The sequence below is a fragment of the Saprospiraceae bacterium genome, from assembly GCA_026129545.1.
Lineage (GTDB): Bacteria > Bacteroidota > Bacteroidia > Chitinophagales > Saprospiraceae > M3007.
Window position 1 is genome coordinate 1,674,380 of the sequence record JAHCHX010000001.1, and the last position, 15,505, is coordinate 1,689,884.

Here is a 15,505-nt window from a genome sequence, read left to right on the forward strand (position 1 = left end):
AACCAACAACAAACAACCAACAACAAACAACCAACAACAAACAACCATCAACGAACAACAAACAACAAACAACGAACAACAAACAACGAACAACCAACAACAAACAACAAACAGCCCCCCCATCAACAAATCAACAACAACAATGACTGACTTAATCTCCTTGGTCGTGCCATCCTACAATCGCGCTCATCTTTTGAAAGACGCGATAGAGAGCACCTTGACGCAGACCTACCCGCATTGGGAAATGCTCATCGTGGACGACAAATCCACCGACAACACCGCCGAAGTGGCCCAATCTTATGCGACGAAAGACCCTCGAGTCAAGTATTTTTTGAATCCCGAAAAAGGGGTGAGCTCCGCCCGCAACTACGGCATCAAAATGTCGCAAGGGCAATACATCGCCTTTCTCGACGACGACGACATCAACCTGCCGCACCGATTTGAGTCACAACTGAAGGCCATGAAAAAATCCGGCAACGGATTTCTGGTTTCAGGCTTTCAATCGTGCGACCGCGAGACAGGAGCAGTGCTCGAGGTGCAAAAACTGGAATTGAAAGCATCCTGCACCGGCTTCCCCTCGCGCTGGATGATTCGCAAAGACTTGCTCGACAAGGTGGGAGGTTTTGACCAAGCAGCCGCTCCGTTGGAAGACATCGAACTGAGCGCCCGCTTGGCCGCTCACGAGACTTTCGCCCTGCACGACGACATCGTGTCCGTCACCTACCCCACCGAAGACTCGGCCAGCACCGCCACCGAAAAAAAAGTGCGCGCCCGCTTAGTGCTGCTCGAACGCGGCAAAGACATCTTTCCTCCCATGGAGACCGCATGGTGGGAATTTGCGGCAGCCACCGATTACTATATGCTTGGGCAAAAAGACAAGACCTTGGAATTTTTGAAAAAAGCCTCCAAAGGAGACCAACGAGGCCTATACAACCTCGCCTATCAATACTTCAGAATCGCCAAAGGAATAAACGGCCCCTTCAAGCGCGTGCACCTGAAAGTGCTGGCAACCCTGCGCGAATACAATTTTCCGACTTTGGTGCAGCACCCCGTCGTCAGCAATGACTGAATGCCCTACATGATGGCTGGCACATATCAGCCCCCCAAGCACAGGGTCGAACAAGGCGATTTTGAAAATGGTAGCCCGAAGGTTTTCAATCTGTTCAATCGAATCAATCTTCAAAAATCGGAGCATTCGACCATATTGGTATGCAATTTGGACTTTACATCATAAATCAAAACACTATCGCAACCTGCTAATGAAAATCGCAGTAACCGGTGCCACCGGATTTTTGGGAAGGCGAATTGTCAAGAAATTGAAGGAACGCGGCGAACAACCCACTGTCACCTCATTGAGCCTCGGCGTTGATTTGAGAGATTGGGAACAAGCCATCGGATTTTTTGAAAAAGAAAAACCCGAAATCCTATTGAACTGCGCCTCCTTCGTCGGCGGCATCCAATTTGGCTACAAGTACCCCGTTGACCTCTTCGAGAACAACCTCCTGATGAACGTCAACATCCTCAAAGCTGCGCGACAGACCGGCGTGAAACGCATCGTCAATCCGATTTCCAACTGCGTCTATCCTGCCAAGGCCACGCTCTTCAAGGAGCCAGAAATATGGGATGGCCCCATGCACGAATCCGTTTTGGTCTATGGCTTTGTCCGCAAGGCGTTTTGGGTGGGTTCGTGGGCCGCTCATCGGCAATACGGCATGGACATCATCAACATAGTGCTCTCCAACATGTATGGCCCCGAAGACCACTTTGAGGAAGAGCGCTCGCACGCTCTGGGCGCACTCATCATGAAATTCGTGGAAGCCAAACGCTCTGGCGCCCCTTTCGTGAATGTGTGGGGCAGCGGCAAGCCCGTGCGCGAGTGGATGCACGTGGACGATGGCGCAGAAACAATGATACGCAGCATCCAAATGCCTGCCACAGAAGATTTTGTAAACATAGGCGTTGGGCAAGGCATATCGGTCATCGAAATGTGCGAACTCATCAAGGAACTCGTCGGTTATCAAGGCGAAATAAAACTCGACCCCACCAAGCCCGACGGTGCCGCCTACAAAACGGTGGATGGCACGCGCGGCGAGCAACTGCTTGGCTGGCGACCTGAAATTCCGTTTCGTGAAGGCGTGGCCCAAGCAATCAAGTGGTACGAGGACAACCACTAAAATTGACGTGGATATACTTCGCGCCGTCAAGTTTTCAGCACATGTGAACTCCTGCTTCATTCAAAATCAGGAAGAGCAATCTCAAGCATCTGACAAATCTTGGCGAATCAGGGTATAAGACCCTACTTGTTTTAATCTTTCATCCCCTTCAAAAACAAAAATTTGTTCACGGAAAAAAAAGTCAGCAACACCCGATGACTGCTCTGCAATCTACCGAACTTGCCATCAATGGTGGCCAACCCATCTCGAAAGAGCCCATCCTGATTCACAAACCCACCATCGCGGAAGAAGACATCCAAGCGGTGGCGGAAGCCATGCGCACCACGTTCGTGAGCGGCGATGGGCCTGCTTGCCGCGAGTTTGAAAAACGCCTCGCCGCCTATCTGGGCGTGAAGCATGTTTTGTTTCTCAACTCTTGCACCACTGCCCTCGATTTGGCCTTTATGATTAAAAACTTCCCCCCGGGAAGTGAAGTGATTGTGCCCAATTTCACCTACACCAGCACTGCGTTAGGCCCGATTCTGAACAACCTGAAAATCGTGCTTGCCGATGTGCGCCCCGACAACGGGAACCTCGACGTGGAGAAATTGGAATCCTACATCACCCCAAAAACGGTGGCCATCATGCCCGTGGATTACGCAGGCAACCCTGCCGAAATGGATGAAATCAACGCCATTGCCCGCAAGCATGGCCTCTATGTCGTACAGGACTCGGCGCAGTCCATCGGCTCGAAGTACAAAGGCTTCTATACAGGCAATCAAGCCCATGTCAGCACCTTTTCTTTCCATGGCACCAAAAACATGACGACTGGCGAAGGCGGTGCCATCGTGACCAACGATGACGAATTTGCCGACCTCATCAAAATCATGCGCGAAAAGGGCACAGACAAATACTCCTTCTTGACCGACAACGTGACACGCGGCTACTATGAGTATGTGAACAAGGGAAACAGCTATGTGCAATCAAACATCAACGGTGCCATGGGCGTGACCCAACTGGCCCGCCTTAACGAGATGAACGGGCAGCGCCGCGAGATTGCAGCGTTTTATTTGAAGGCGCTGACAGGTTTGCCCGGCCTCGATTTTCTGCAAATCACCGAAGGCGCGGAACACAACTGGCACTTGTTTGGCCTACTGGTGCCCGCCGAAAAGAAATACTGGATAATGGATGCGCTCCGGGCTGAAGGCGTGATGGCGAATGTGCATTACACACCGCTCCACCGCAACAAATACTACAAAGACCTCGGCACCGATGCCGACTTCCCCGGCTCCATGACCTTTTTCAACCGCCTGCTCCGCATCCCCATCTATCCCTCCTTGACGGTGGACGAACGCGAGAAGGTGGCGGAAGCAGTTGTGAAAGTGTTCTCCAATCTCTGAAATTGTGGTTGGTGAGGGTTGATAAAAGTTGATGAGAGGTGAGATGTGCACGCGCTTTCAATCAAAATGCCCTACGGATTGAATAAAAAAACCTCATCAACCCTCATCACACCATACAAAACCTATCAAAACATACACGATGAAAGTCTTGCTGCTCGTCCCCGAACGATATGGTTTTCACCATACCTTCAAGGAACTATTCACCTATATGGGTGGCGAAATACAAACCATTGACTATTACCATCTTGTGCAAGGTTGGCAAGAAAAAGTCAACACACAGATGTACCGCTTGCCCGACAAGTACCGCCTCAAATGGGAGGGATACTACTATGAGCGCATCAACAAGTTTTACAGGCAAGAATATGAGCGTCTGAAACCCGACTTGGTGTTCATATACAACAACGAATTGTTGGTGCCCGACACGATTGAGTATTTCAAAAAGAGAGGCTCCAAGATTGCCTTTTTCCTTGGCGACTGCCCTTACTACACCCCCACCAACCGACATTTTCTGCCCATTCTCTTTCATGCCGACGCGATTTACACCTACGATTCTTTCTGGGTGGACGCAATGAAAAAATTGGGCATCAAGAACATACATTACCTTTACCCCAACCTTCCAGTCAACCAGCATTTTGAGAAAAAACTCTCGCCGGAAAAGTACGATGAATTGAAATCGGAGGTGCTGTATGTGGGTATGTGCTACAAGACCAGTTGGGGCATGAAGAAGGCGAAGTTTTTGAGCTGTTTCACGGAATTCGACTTGCAGATACACGGCGACGAATCGTGGGTGCGCTGGTTTGGTTATTTTCCCGAACTCAAAAAACGTTACAAACCGCGTCAAGGCAGTGGGCATATCACGGTGGAAAAACTGAACGATATGTACAACGCCACCAAATTTGCCCCAGTTGACGCTAATCCCGGCCTCCTCCATGCCATTCACTGGCGCTTTGTGGAAGCCCTTTGCTCCGGCGCGCTGCCCATCCTGGAATGGCAGCAAAACGTGGTGGAGATATTCGGCGATGCCGATGTGCCTGCGGTGAAGAATTTCGAGGAAGCCCCCGAAATCGTGCGCTACTACCTCCAACATGAGGACAAGCGCGTCGAAAAGGTACGGTGGATGCGAAAAGTCATGGAAGAAAAATACTCCATCCCAAACAATGCAGATTTCTTATCCAACACCTTACGTCTCCGCTGAGCAAGCTGCTCCCGATGCGACGCACGCAGAGCCGACCTCCGACCGCTCAGACATTCGGAAACTGACTGAGTTCGTCGTGCTGGTCATGTTGTCCATTGGGGCGAACTATTACGTTCCGAACTTCATCGGCGACATTTTTTTTCTCGGCACCTTAGTTGCTTACTTCCGCTCTAAGGACGAAGCCTTCTGGCTTGCGTTTTTCCTAACAATGTCCGATGGCTTTTTTGGCTTTTTTGGCTTATACAAAACGAACATTTCCGTTTTGCCGGGCCTGCCGGAGGCTGAGGTCGGCCAAATATACATTTGGCTGACATTGGTGAAAGCCGCCAGCAGGCCGCTCAATCACCGAATATTTTACTCCGGGTTTTTGACGATATTGCTGATATACACCATCTTCTTGTTGGTCCAAGGATACGTCATCGGTGTGGATATGGAGATAAATGTGCAGTTCAGGCTTATTAAATGGATTGCGCCGCTTTTTTTGCTCTATTCAATTCCCCGACTATTTACCAACGTAAGGCAATACCGCGATTTATTCCTTTATCTTTTTCTGGTGGCATTTGCCGCGTTGGGGGCGCAGGTATTCACCATCGCCACTTCGCAAAGCCCCCCACAATATGCTGGTGTGGCAAACAAGGCGTGGTTTGCGATAAAAGTGTCGAAGGAGAAGACCTATCGCGGCCTCTACAATGAGGCAATTTTGCTGATATCGTACTTTGGGGCGCTTTTCTTTTTGGCGTTCAAGCCGGGCAAGTATCTTCCGGTCTGGCTGTGCTTTGCCGTCGTCATGGCCAATTTCGCTTCTGTCTTTCTCTCTGCCACGAGAGGTTGGGTATTGAGTTTTAGCTTGTCGTTGGTATTGGCCATGCTTTTTGTGCTGCAGCTTAGCCCACGACGACTCGTCACTATCGCGATATTGGGTGGCATTTTTCTCTTTGGCGCGCAATCCTTGCCGATCATAGGCGTGCAGATACAAAACGCGGTGAAACGCCTCTTGACATTGGAAAAACTGGCAGAAGGCGACACCACGGCGGGCGGCACCCTGATACGCCTCAACACGCGCGGCCCCGCGGTGATGAAAAAATGGGCGGAATCACCGCTAACGGGATGGGGATTTTCCAATGAGTTCATGGATGCCAATGACTTCCACGTCGGCAATCAAAATATACTGCTACACTCAGGCATCATCGGATATGCTCTGATGCACTTGTTTTTCCTCTATTTTGGGGTGACGCTGTTTTTCCGCAGCCTCAATCAGACAAGGGGTAGTCCTTACACGCACTCCCTCCGACTTTTCCCCCTGTTCTTTCTTGCTTGGTTTATGTTGCACTCCTCCTCGCAACAGTTTTTCTCTTATTACCAATATGTCACCATAGGCATTATCCAAGCTGTCTTTTTCAGTATGGCGGCTTTGATGTACCAACTTTCAGAAGAACACAAATAGACTATGAAACCAGTGCATTACGTCATGTGGCAAATCGGGCCAGGTGGCTTAGAGTTGGTGGTCAAACAGTATAGCGAATACTTTTATCAGCATAGAAAGCTCTATGCTTATGGTTTGCGCCCCAACTGGTACCAAATATACGACGAGTCGAAAGTAGAGGTGGCGGCAGGCAACAGTGGAAAGCTGCGCCCTTACTGGCAGTATTATCGGTATTGCCGCAAGTATCGCGACGACATTTTTCACCTACAAAGCGTGGGGCCGCTCATTCTGTTGCTTCATCTGCTGGCGGGCGGGAAAAATGTGATTTACCACATTCACGGCACGATTTATTGGAAATCCGCGCTCCAAAAAATCTATTTGGGGGCGGGCTGGCGATGGGTAAAAAGGCTTCTGCCCAAGGTGAAAGCCACCTTCGTCGCCAATTCAAAATACAGCGCGTCCATATTTAGGGAAAAGGTGCTGCCCGTGCCAACCGAGGTCATCTACAACGGCTTCGATGTGCAGAAATTTGCGGCAAAAAAACACTTGCGCACAAGCGTAAAGCGCATCGGTTATGCAGGAAGGCTTTGGGAAGGGAAAAACACGGAGTTGCTCATTCGGCTTTTTGAAGAGGTGGCAGACCAACATCCCGAACTGGAACTGCACTTTGCGGGCGAAGGCCCTTTGAAAGAAGCATTGGAGCAACAAGCCCAAGCGACGCGCTTCGCAGACCGCATTTTCTTTCATGGGTATCTGAAGGATATTCCGTCGTTCTATGCCTCTTTGGACATCTTCTTGTTTTTGAGCGCACACGAATCGTTTGGCAACGTTATTGCCGAAGCGCTTCTGACTGGCCTCCCTACTTTGACCAGCGACGTGCCTGTGTTCGAGGAAATTTTTGGGCAAGGAAATGGTTTTGTTTTGGGCAGCCCTCAACAATACGACTTAATTAAAAAGAATTTCCTGAAAGCAATAGACAATTTCCCCCACTTGGCACAAGCCGCTTTGGAAATCAGTGATTCCATTGAGGCGCAATGCAGCATAGAAAACCATTTAAAGCAGATAGAAAAAGTCTATGAAAAACATTAGTCCGCCGATATTTTACTATCACTCGGTCGCGCCCAATATGTTCGAGAGTTGGCTACTCAAGTTCTTGACCATCAAGTTGGCGAGCTTTGAGCAGCAATTGGCTTGGCTGAAGCGACATCATTATCAATCCATCTTTCTAGATGATTGGTACCGAATCCGCATCGGCCACCAATCGGCCAAAGGTAAAGAAGTGTGCCTCAGCTTCGACGACGGCCTGCTCGACAATTGGGTGTATGCTTGGCCGGTTGCCAAAAAATACGGCATGAAGTTCACCATCTTCGTCTCTCCTGAATGTATAGAGCCGCGTTCCATCGTGCGCCCCACTTTGGAAGATGTCTGGAACGGCCAGTGCAAGGAGGATGAGCTGGAGGCGTTGGGTTATCTTTCTTGGGATGAGCTCAAAATCATGCAGGAATCGGGCATCGTGGATGTGCAGTCACACACGATGACCCACGCCAAATACACCTGCTCCACCAATTTGAGAGGGTTCTACTACGGTGGCTTTTCGGGCTACCATCCCATATTGAATGCCCACCCAGAGCTGAGGGCCACCTATGTGCGCGACCCTGATTTTGAAAAAAGGCTGCCATGGGGTACCCCGCTGTTTGAGGAAACATCGGCGGTAGTGGCCCGAAAGCATTTTATCAGTGCCGATTTTTCAAAAGAAGTCAGCGAACTCGCCACCAAGCATCAACCGCAAAACGAAACGGAACGCCCTGAATATGAAAAAGCAGTCCGGCAACTAACCGACGAATACGCCAGAGCAGGAAAGATACTAGAGAGCATGGAGAAGGATGAGGATTTCCGCGCTCGCCTTCACTACGAGATTGTTGACTCCAAAAGAATCATCGAGGAAAAACTCGGCAAACCTGTTCAATTTCTTTGCTGGCCACACGGCGACAACAGCACCGCCGCACATACGCTTGCCAGAGAAGCAGGCTACGCCGCCACCACCTCCGGCAAGATGACGCGCGAGCAGAATAATACCGACCGCATCCCGCGCATAGGCGGCGACTTTGACAATGGGCCATGGATGAGCCGTCAAAAATTTAGTTTCAAACTGGCTGCGCACTATCACAGACAGCCTTATCATGCCATCACCCAATTGAACGAGTGGAAAAACCGGGCTATGGGCAAATGATTGGCAAAAAGACCGAACCATGTTTTTTTACCTCGACATAAGACCGTCGGAAAATATCCAGACGGACATCATGCGCTTGCAGGAAGGGGCGGCACTGCCGTCTATTCCCGAAGCCAATGCGCTCTACATACAAGTCGGCAAGCAAAAGTTGTTGGAATTTGAAGTGCCGACAGGCAAGTTCCTGCTTTTGGGAGACCCCATCTTTCAGCCGGAGGAAAATCTGTTTGAGCGCATCGTGTCCACTGCCGACAACGTGCACCTAGACCTCCTTTTCAACAAAATCAAAGGTCACTACTACTGGTTCTACATGTCATCGTCGGCAAGGGGACACTTCAAATGTGGCACTTCGTTCGGCGCGATTTACCCTATATATTACCACTTTGAGAAACACGGCACGCTCGTCAGTTCGTCGGCCTTCACGCTCGCCCGACAAACCAACGCCGATGTCAAAGACAAGCGCAACTTGCTCGAACGCCTCCTGTTCAACTACCCTTTTTTCAACTCTACATGGTGGGCCAACATACACCTGCTGGACGCGCACCGCTATCTTGATATCGGGGAAAATAGCACAAAAGTATCTGGCACTTTTGAGGTGAGCGACTACTTCGGCACCCCCACGCACACCACCCGGGATTGCCTGTCGGAGCTGGCAGCCCTTTTCCAGCGCGAAACCGAATTGTTCTTCCCCGACGAGCCTTTCGCGGTCTCGCTGACAGGCGGATTCGACGGGCGCACACTCGTGGCAGCGGCGCAAAAAGCAAACCGCGAGTTCGTGGCATACAGTTTTGGGCGACCGGACTCCACCGACGTAAGTATGCCTGCCGCGCAAGCCACAAAAATCGGCATCCCTTATTGGCCTATTCTGCTCGACCGCGTGTATGTGGAACAGCATTCCCTTGATTCAGGTCGGAAATTCATGCAACTGACCGAGTACAACGGCAATTGGGGGCGCCCCCACTATCATTACGCCGCCCGCTCCTTGTCCGAACGAACAAACTACATTCTCACCGGCAATTTTGGCAGCGAACTCTTCCGCGCCCTACACGAACCCGGCGTGATGCTCAGTGAGTACCTGATTCGCGTTTTTTCGTCAACCGATGATTCTTGGAAGGATTATTTGCGGCAGGCTGCCCAGTATTGGGACAAAAATTTCTTCAAAGAGGAGATTGAATCCCTCATCGCGGACATCGAAAATTACCTTGTCAAGATGCAAGGTTGGGATGCCAACCACAAATTTTACCATTTTGTGTTCAACGAGATTTTTAGAAAATACTTTGGCGCAGAATTGGTGATGCAAAGCACATATCTCAACAACCGGACACCCTACCTCAACCTACATTTGTTCCAAGAACTGAACAAAACGATATGGTCAGGCGTGCACGCCCGTTTGTTTGAAAAAATGAAAAGCAAGCGGATGAAAGGGCAAGTGTTTTACGCCACCTTTATCCGCCAAATCGCCCCTCAGCTCTACCATCTGAACACCAACAAAGGGTATAGCCCCGCCGACGTGTTGGAGCCTTGGCGATTGCCCCTGTTGGCAAGCCGCGTCGTGTGGCACAAATACCTGAACCGAAATGACATAGACGACAACTCTGTGGAAGCCTTCATCCAGAAATACCATTTGACCATCGCACGACAATTGACAGACGCAACCTCATCGCTTTTCCGCCCGTATCTTGAAAGAGCCAACGCCGAGATTCCATTGGGGCACGATATTGACAAGCATATCAAGATGTACTCCATTGCGACGGGTTGGCAAGCAGCCGATGTCGCGTCGGTACCGATTGCTCAAGATGTACCAACCATTCAAACTTGAAAGACGTGCAAGCCAACAACACCATCGTGTTTGCCACTCCGAACCCCACCAACCAAACCGCCGACGGTAGTCGGCAACCTATGACCGCATCTATCATCGAATCGTTTCCCGGCCAAGAATTCTGGCTCGAATTCAGCGAGCTCTGGCACAACAGCTTACACAAGCCAGTATTCAAATCGCCTCACTACATTCAGTATCTGGCGGATAGATACAAGGATAATTTGGCGATATTGAAATTCAGCAAAAACGGCGAGTCGAAGGGCATGGTGTTTTTCCGAAAAGAGAACAGCATGCTGAGACTGCTGACGGATGTGAAAGCCGACCACAACTTTTTTGTGCTGCACAAGTCCTGCACCCATGAGGAGATTGACGAATTTTTTGATTGCTTTCTTATGACGGTGAAGGAACGGCGATGGACAATTCAGATGCGCGTTCTCCCCTTGTGGGCATCATATTCCCCTGCGTTTATAAGAGCGGCGAACAACAGCGGTCTGTTCTGGAATGTGTCGAGCCGTTCGGTCTGTCCCATTCTGGAGGAAGAATCTCCCAAGGCATTGTTCGACAAATTGAACAGTTCCCGGGAGCTGCGCTACCGAGTCAACCGTATCAAAAGCCAGCTGGGAGGAGAGTACGAAATACTCACGGACGCGCACGATTTAGATGAGTGGGTGCGCAAGTTTTGCACGTTGCACATCAAGCGTTGGGAAGGCACCCGCAGCCCCTCGCGCTATGAGGACGCGTCGGAGCAACTTTTTTTGAAAAACTGCCTCATGGCGTGGATTCAAGACCAAACCCTCGTGCGTTTCGCCGTGAAAGTGAATGGAGAGCGTATCGCCTTCGTTATCTGCCTCATCCAGCAAAACTCGCTCATACACCATTCCACCGCCTACGATGACGACTACTACAAATACAGCCCCGGCAAAGCATTGATACTGGTCATCGCCGAATGGATGAAAAACCACAACCTCAATATCCTTGATTTTGGCGAAGGCGCAGAGCCTTACAAATACGCCTACACCAACAAAGAGCGCGAACTAAACGAAATCTCGCTGTCGCCCTTCTCCAATATCTCCTTCATCCTCAGAGTGAAAATCAAGCAAATACTCCGAGAACAAGTCAGCGCCCACCCCGGAATCAAACAATTTTTTGTCGAAAAAATGAAACCCCTGCTTCGCCCCAAAAAACAACACGAACCTCAAGACTGATTCATTTCCAAATCCGATAATCAAAACACAATGAGAAAACTTCGGCTCGCCATCTTGAAAATCGAAATTGACAAAGACTACCAACTGTGGGAAACCGTCTGTCACGAGATGCGGGATTTTGTGGAACAACAGACGGTGGACATCGGGCACTCCGATTGGTTGGAAATCGTGAAAAACGGTCGTTTCGACGGGCTGCTCGCCATGCCCCCCAACATCACGAACGTCAGCAAAAACATGTACGACGAGCGGGTACGCATCCTTCACACCATTCTTGGCCTGCCTGTTTTTCCTTTTTTGGAAGAAATCGAGATCTACGAGAACAAAAAATATCTTTCCTACTGGCTTGCCGCCAACGACATCCCGCACCCCAAGACCTGGGTGTTTTATGAACAGCATGAGGCACTCGATTTTGTCTCAAACACCCCAACGCCCATCGTGGGCAAAACAAACATTGGCGCGTCGGGGCGCGGGGTGTCCATCCTGAAATCGAACGACGAAGCTGTCGAATATGTAAAAGACACCTTCTCCGGCAAAGGCGCCGCCCGCAGCATAGGCCCTAATTTTCAAAAAAGCGGCTTGGTGGTGCGAGCCATCAAAAAACTGAGCAACCCGAAAGCCTTCATGGAGCGCCTCCGACACTATCGGGCGGAAGGCTCCGAAGTCCAGAAAGACTACGTCATTTTCCAAGAATACATTCCCCACCAATATGAGTGGCGCTGCGTGCGCATCGGCGACTCCTTTTTTGCCCACAAAAAAATGGTGAAGGGCGAGAAAGCCAGCGGCAGCCTCATCAAGGGATACGAAAACCCTCCTCCCGAACTGCTCGACTTCGTAAAAGAAGTGACCGACAAGCGTCGTTTTCGCTCCCAATCGGTGGATATCTTCGAAGCCGCCGATGGTCGTTGGCTAGTCAACGAAATGCAATGCACCTTTGGCCAGAGCGACCCCTATCAGATGCTTGTGGACGGTGTACCGGGTCGTTATTGCCTCCACGACAAACAATGGGTCTTTGAACCCGGCGATTTCAACAAATATCAATCCTACCTGCTCCGCCTCGAATACTTTGTGGAAGTGCTGACTTCCAATCAATTGGAAATCCAACGATGAAAGTACTTTTCGTGGTCAGCGGCAGCAGTCAGTATCAGAATGTCGCACCATCTACCCGCTCGCTGGGCGATTCCCTCGCGGCAGAAGGAGTGGACGTGGCTTATTTCACGGTGAAAGGCGGGAGCGCTGCCCACCATTGGCGCAGCGCCCGGTCTTTGCGCAGACATCTGAAATCTGAGCCTGTGGACATCGTCCACGCGCACCACGCCCTGTCGGGGTGGGTGGCAGCATTGGCGGCGTTCGGTCGCCTGCCACTCGTGCTATCCTATGATGGCCCCGATGTGCTCGGCAGCTTCACCGGACAGGGAAAACGAACCCTCAGGAGCAAGTTGTTGGCGGCGCTTGGGAAAATCGTCCAGCCTTTCATGTCGGCCACAATATGCAAGTCACAACAAATAGCAGCAGCCACCATCACCCGAAAAAGATGTCACCTCATTCCTGATGGCGTCAGGCTCGAAAGATTCAAGGCACAAGAGAAAATCCATAGAAAAGAACTAGGGCTGGACAAAAACACCCAATACGTCCTGTTCCTCGCTGACCCTTCCGACCCCAACAAAAACGTGGCGCTGGTGGAAGCCGCCTTGGAGATTCTGAACAAGCCGGATGTGGAACTGCTCATCCGATACAAAATATCGCATCATGCGGTGTCAAAATACCTCAACATCGCCGATGTGTTCGTCGTCAGTTCATTTTCTGAGGGAGCATCCAATCTGGTGAAAGAGGCCATGGCCTGCAACTGCCCCATCGTTGCCACAAACGTGGGCGATGTGGCATGGGTGTTGGGCGACACCCCCGGCTGCTACCTCTCGCCCTCCCACAAGCCCGCCGATTTTGCAAAAAAATTGCGCCACGCGCTCCAGTATTCCGAAAAATATGGCCGCACAAAAGGCCGAGAGCGAATACTGGCATTGGGTTTGGATGCAGAGAGCACAGCAAGAAAGGTCATCGGCATATACGAGCAAGTGTCAAACAAAAAATTAGGAGCACGACCATCCCAAACCGAACGATTGCAGGCGTAAACATTCTATGAAGAGACTACTTTACAAAATACTTCGACACTCCGGCTTGGTCTTTATTTTCCGAGAAATCATTCAGCGGAACAAAGTAACCTTTCTGCTCTATCACGACCTGAGCCGAGAGGCGGCGGAAAAGACATTCCCCTATCTGAAAAAACACTACAACATCATCCCGCTTGCCGATTACATAAAAGCCCACCAAGACCCAAACAAACACTCATTGCCCAAAAAAGCCCTCGTCATCACCTTCGACGATGGCCACGTGCGCAACTATCAGTTGCTGCCAGTGGCACAGCGACTCCAACTCCCCATCACGATTTTCCTCTGCGCAGGCATCATCAATACCAATCGGCACTACTGGTTCACCTATAAACATCCCAACCTATCGAAAGCCGCCCTAAAACGCGCCTCTAACAAACAACGGCTCAAAATGCTCCGCGAAGCAGGGTTCACACCCGAACGCGAATTCCAGACCCCACAAGCCATGAATCGCCAACAAATACTCGAAGCCAAAGACCATTTCGACCTACAAGCACACACCATGACCCACCCCTGCCTCCCCCGATGCACCGACGCGGAGGCAAAAGAGGAAATCATCGAATCAAAAAAAGTGCTTGAAAACGATTATGGCTTGCACATCAACGCGCTGGCCTACCCCAACGGCGACTATTCCGACCGCGACATCTCGCTGGCCCAAGAGGCCGGCTACGAATGTGCCATCACGGTTGACTTTGGCTACAACACACTCCAAACCGACCCGTACCGCCTCAAGCGGCTAAGCGTGAACGATACCGCCGACTTGGACGAACTGGCCGTGAAAGCAAGCGGCGTGTGGCAGTTCTTCAAAACCCGCAACGGAAAAAAACAAGGCTATGGCTGGACAAACCGAGTGGAACACTAAACACCTTCACATACATCCAAGCATCAAACACAAAGAGAAACAATGAAAGTACTATTCGTTGTCAGCGGCAACAACAAGCATTACGAGGTCGCCCCATTCATCCAATCACAAGGCGAGTCGCTTCGAGCAGCGGGCGTCGAGTTGGATTATTTCGGCATAAAAGGAAAAGGCTTGAAATACCTCAACAACGTGGGCAGGCTCCGCCGACTACTGCGCGAAAACCACTACGATGTCATTCACGCCCACTATTCCTTCTGTGGCTGGATCCCCCTGCTCACAGGCACACGCCGCCCCATAGTGCTGTCGCTCATGGGCGATGACGCGACCGGGACTTTTGCCGGTGTCAACAAAATAACTTTCAAGAGCCGCGTGCTCATGTTCCTTGCATGGGCCATCCAACCCTTCATGGATGCCATCATCTCCAAATCGCCCAACATCGAGTCGTTCGTATATTTGAAGAAAAAATCGCACCTCGTCCCCAACGGCGTTCGGCTTGAGCAGTTCAGCCTGTTCGACAGAAAAACGCTTAGAGAAAAACTGGGGATGAGCCCCGACAAGAAGTACGTGCTTTTTCTAGGCAACAAAGCCGACCCCAACAAAAACTACGCGCTGGCAGCCGATGCGGTGGCAACACTCAATCGCCCCGACGTGGAGCTAATCAACCCATTCAGAATCACCCACGACCAAGTGGTGGAGTATCTCAACGCAGCCGACGTGTTTGTGCTTTGCTCCTTTTCCGAAGGCTCGCCCAACGTGGTGAAAGAAGCAATGGCCTGCAACTGCCCCGCCGTCGTGACCGATGTGGGCGACGCGGCATGGGTGGTCAGCGAGACAGAAGGCTGCCACGTCGGCTCCTTCGAACCTGCCGATTTTGCGCAGAAAATCGCTCTTTCCTTACAATATGCCTCGGAAAAAGGCCGCACGAAAGGTCGAGAGCGACTGCTCGAACTCGGCCTCGACGCGGAAAGCATTGCCCACAAAATCATAGACATCTACAAAAGCCTGCTCAAAACCAACAAACAAACACAACCAACCCTTCAAAGCGAACAAGTCAGCTAA

At 50.8% G+C, this 15,505-nt stretch carries 13 protein-coding genes; all 13 read left to right on the forward strand.

Annotated elements, in window-relative coordinates:
• Positions 1-142: 142 nt before the first annotated feature.
• The 13 genes from KIS77_06350 (at position 143) to KIS77_06410 (ending at position 15,505) form a co-directional block, all read left to right on the forward strand.
• The gene (locus tag KIS77_06350) at positions 143-1,069 is read left to right on the forward strand and encodes a glycosyltransferase family 2 protein (GenBank protein ID MCW5921939.1); all 927 of its coding nucleotides are present in this window, start codon (positions 143-145) and stop codon (positions 1,067-1,069) included.
• Positions 1,070-1,259: 190 nt separating this feature from the next.
• Positions 1,260-2,174 carry an NAD-dependent epimerase/dehydratase family protein gene (locus tag KIS77_06355; protein MCW5921940.1) on the forward strand — a complete coding sequence of 305 codons (915 nt, stop codon included), beginning with the start codon at positions 1,260-1,262 and terminating at the stop codon, positions 2,172-2,174.
• Between the two features lie 194 nt (positions 2,175-2,368).
• Positions 2,369-3,553, forward strand: coding sequence for a DegT/DnrJ/EryC1/StrS aminotransferase family protein (locus KIS77_06360; protein MCW5921941.1), 1,185 nt, complete (start codon positions 2,369-2,371; stop codon positions 3,551-3,553).
• Between the two features lie 139 nt (positions 3,554-3,692).
• A complete protein-coding gene (locus tag KIS77_06365; GenBank protein ID MCW5921942.1) occupies positions 3,693-4,748 on the forward strand; it encodes a hypothetical protein in 1,056 nt (351 codons plus the stop codon).
• Positions 4,711-6,192, forward strand: coding sequence for a hypothetical protein (locus KIS77_06370; protein ID MCW5921943.1), 1,482 nt, complete (start codon positions 4,711-4,713; stop codon positions 6,190-6,192). Before KIS77_06365 ends, KIS77_06370 begins: the two co-directional genes overlap by 38 nt.
• A 3-nt stretch (positions 6,193-6,195) precedes the next feature.
• A complete protein-coding gene (locus KIS77_06375) occupies positions 6,196-7,260 on the forward strand; it encodes a glycosyltransferase family 4 protein (GenBank protein MCW5921944.1) in 1,065 nt (354 codons plus the stop codon).
• On the forward strand, positions 7,247-8,401 hold the full coding sequence (locus KIS77_06380; GenBank protein MCW5921945.1) for a polysaccharide deacetylase family protein: 1,155 nt from the start codon (positions 7,247-7,249) through the stop codon (positions 8,399-8,401). Before KIS77_06375 ends, KIS77_06380 begins: the two co-directional genes overlap by 14 nt.
• 19 nt (positions 8,402-8,420) lie before the next feature.
• On the forward strand, positions 8,421-10,217 hold the full coding sequence (locus tag KIS77_06385) for a hypothetical protein (GenBank protein ID MCW5921946.1): 1,797 nt from the start codon (positions 8,421-8,423) through the stop codon (positions 10,215-10,217).
• Positions 10,214-11,422, forward strand: a complete 1,209-nt coding sequence (locus KIS77_06390; GenBank protein ID MCW5921947.1) for a GNAT family N-acetyltransferase — start codon at positions 10,214-10,216, stop codon at positions 11,420-11,422. The genes KIS77_06385 and KIS77_06390 overlap by 4 nt, the downstream gene beginning before the upstream one ends.
• 30 nt (positions 11,423-11,452) lie before the next feature.
• Complete coding sequence (locus KIS77_06395) at positions 11,453-12,529, forward strand: hypothetical protein (protein MCW5921948.1); 1,077 nt, start codon at positions 11,453-11,455, stop codon at positions 12,527-12,529.
• Positions 12,526-13,548 (forward strand): glycosyltransferase family 4 protein, encoded by a 1,023-nt coding sequence (locus KIS77_06400; GenBank protein MCW5921949.1) that lies wholly within the window; start codon positions 12,526-12,528, stop codon positions 13,546-13,548. The genes KIS77_06395 and KIS77_06400 overlap by 4 nt, the downstream gene beginning before the upstream one ends.
• Positions 13,549-13,555: 7 nt before the next feature.
• Complete coding sequence (locus tag KIS77_06405) at positions 13,556-14,446, forward strand: polysaccharide deacetylase family protein (protein ID MCW5921950.1); 891 nt, start codon at positions 13,556-13,558, stop codon at positions 14,444-14,446.
• Between the two features lie 42 nt (positions 14,447-14,488).
• Positions 14,489-15,505 (forward strand): glycosyltransferase family 4 protein, encoded by a 1,017-nt coding sequence (locus KIS77_06410; protein MCW5921951.1) that lies wholly within the window; start codon positions 14,489-14,491, stop codon positions 15,503-15,505.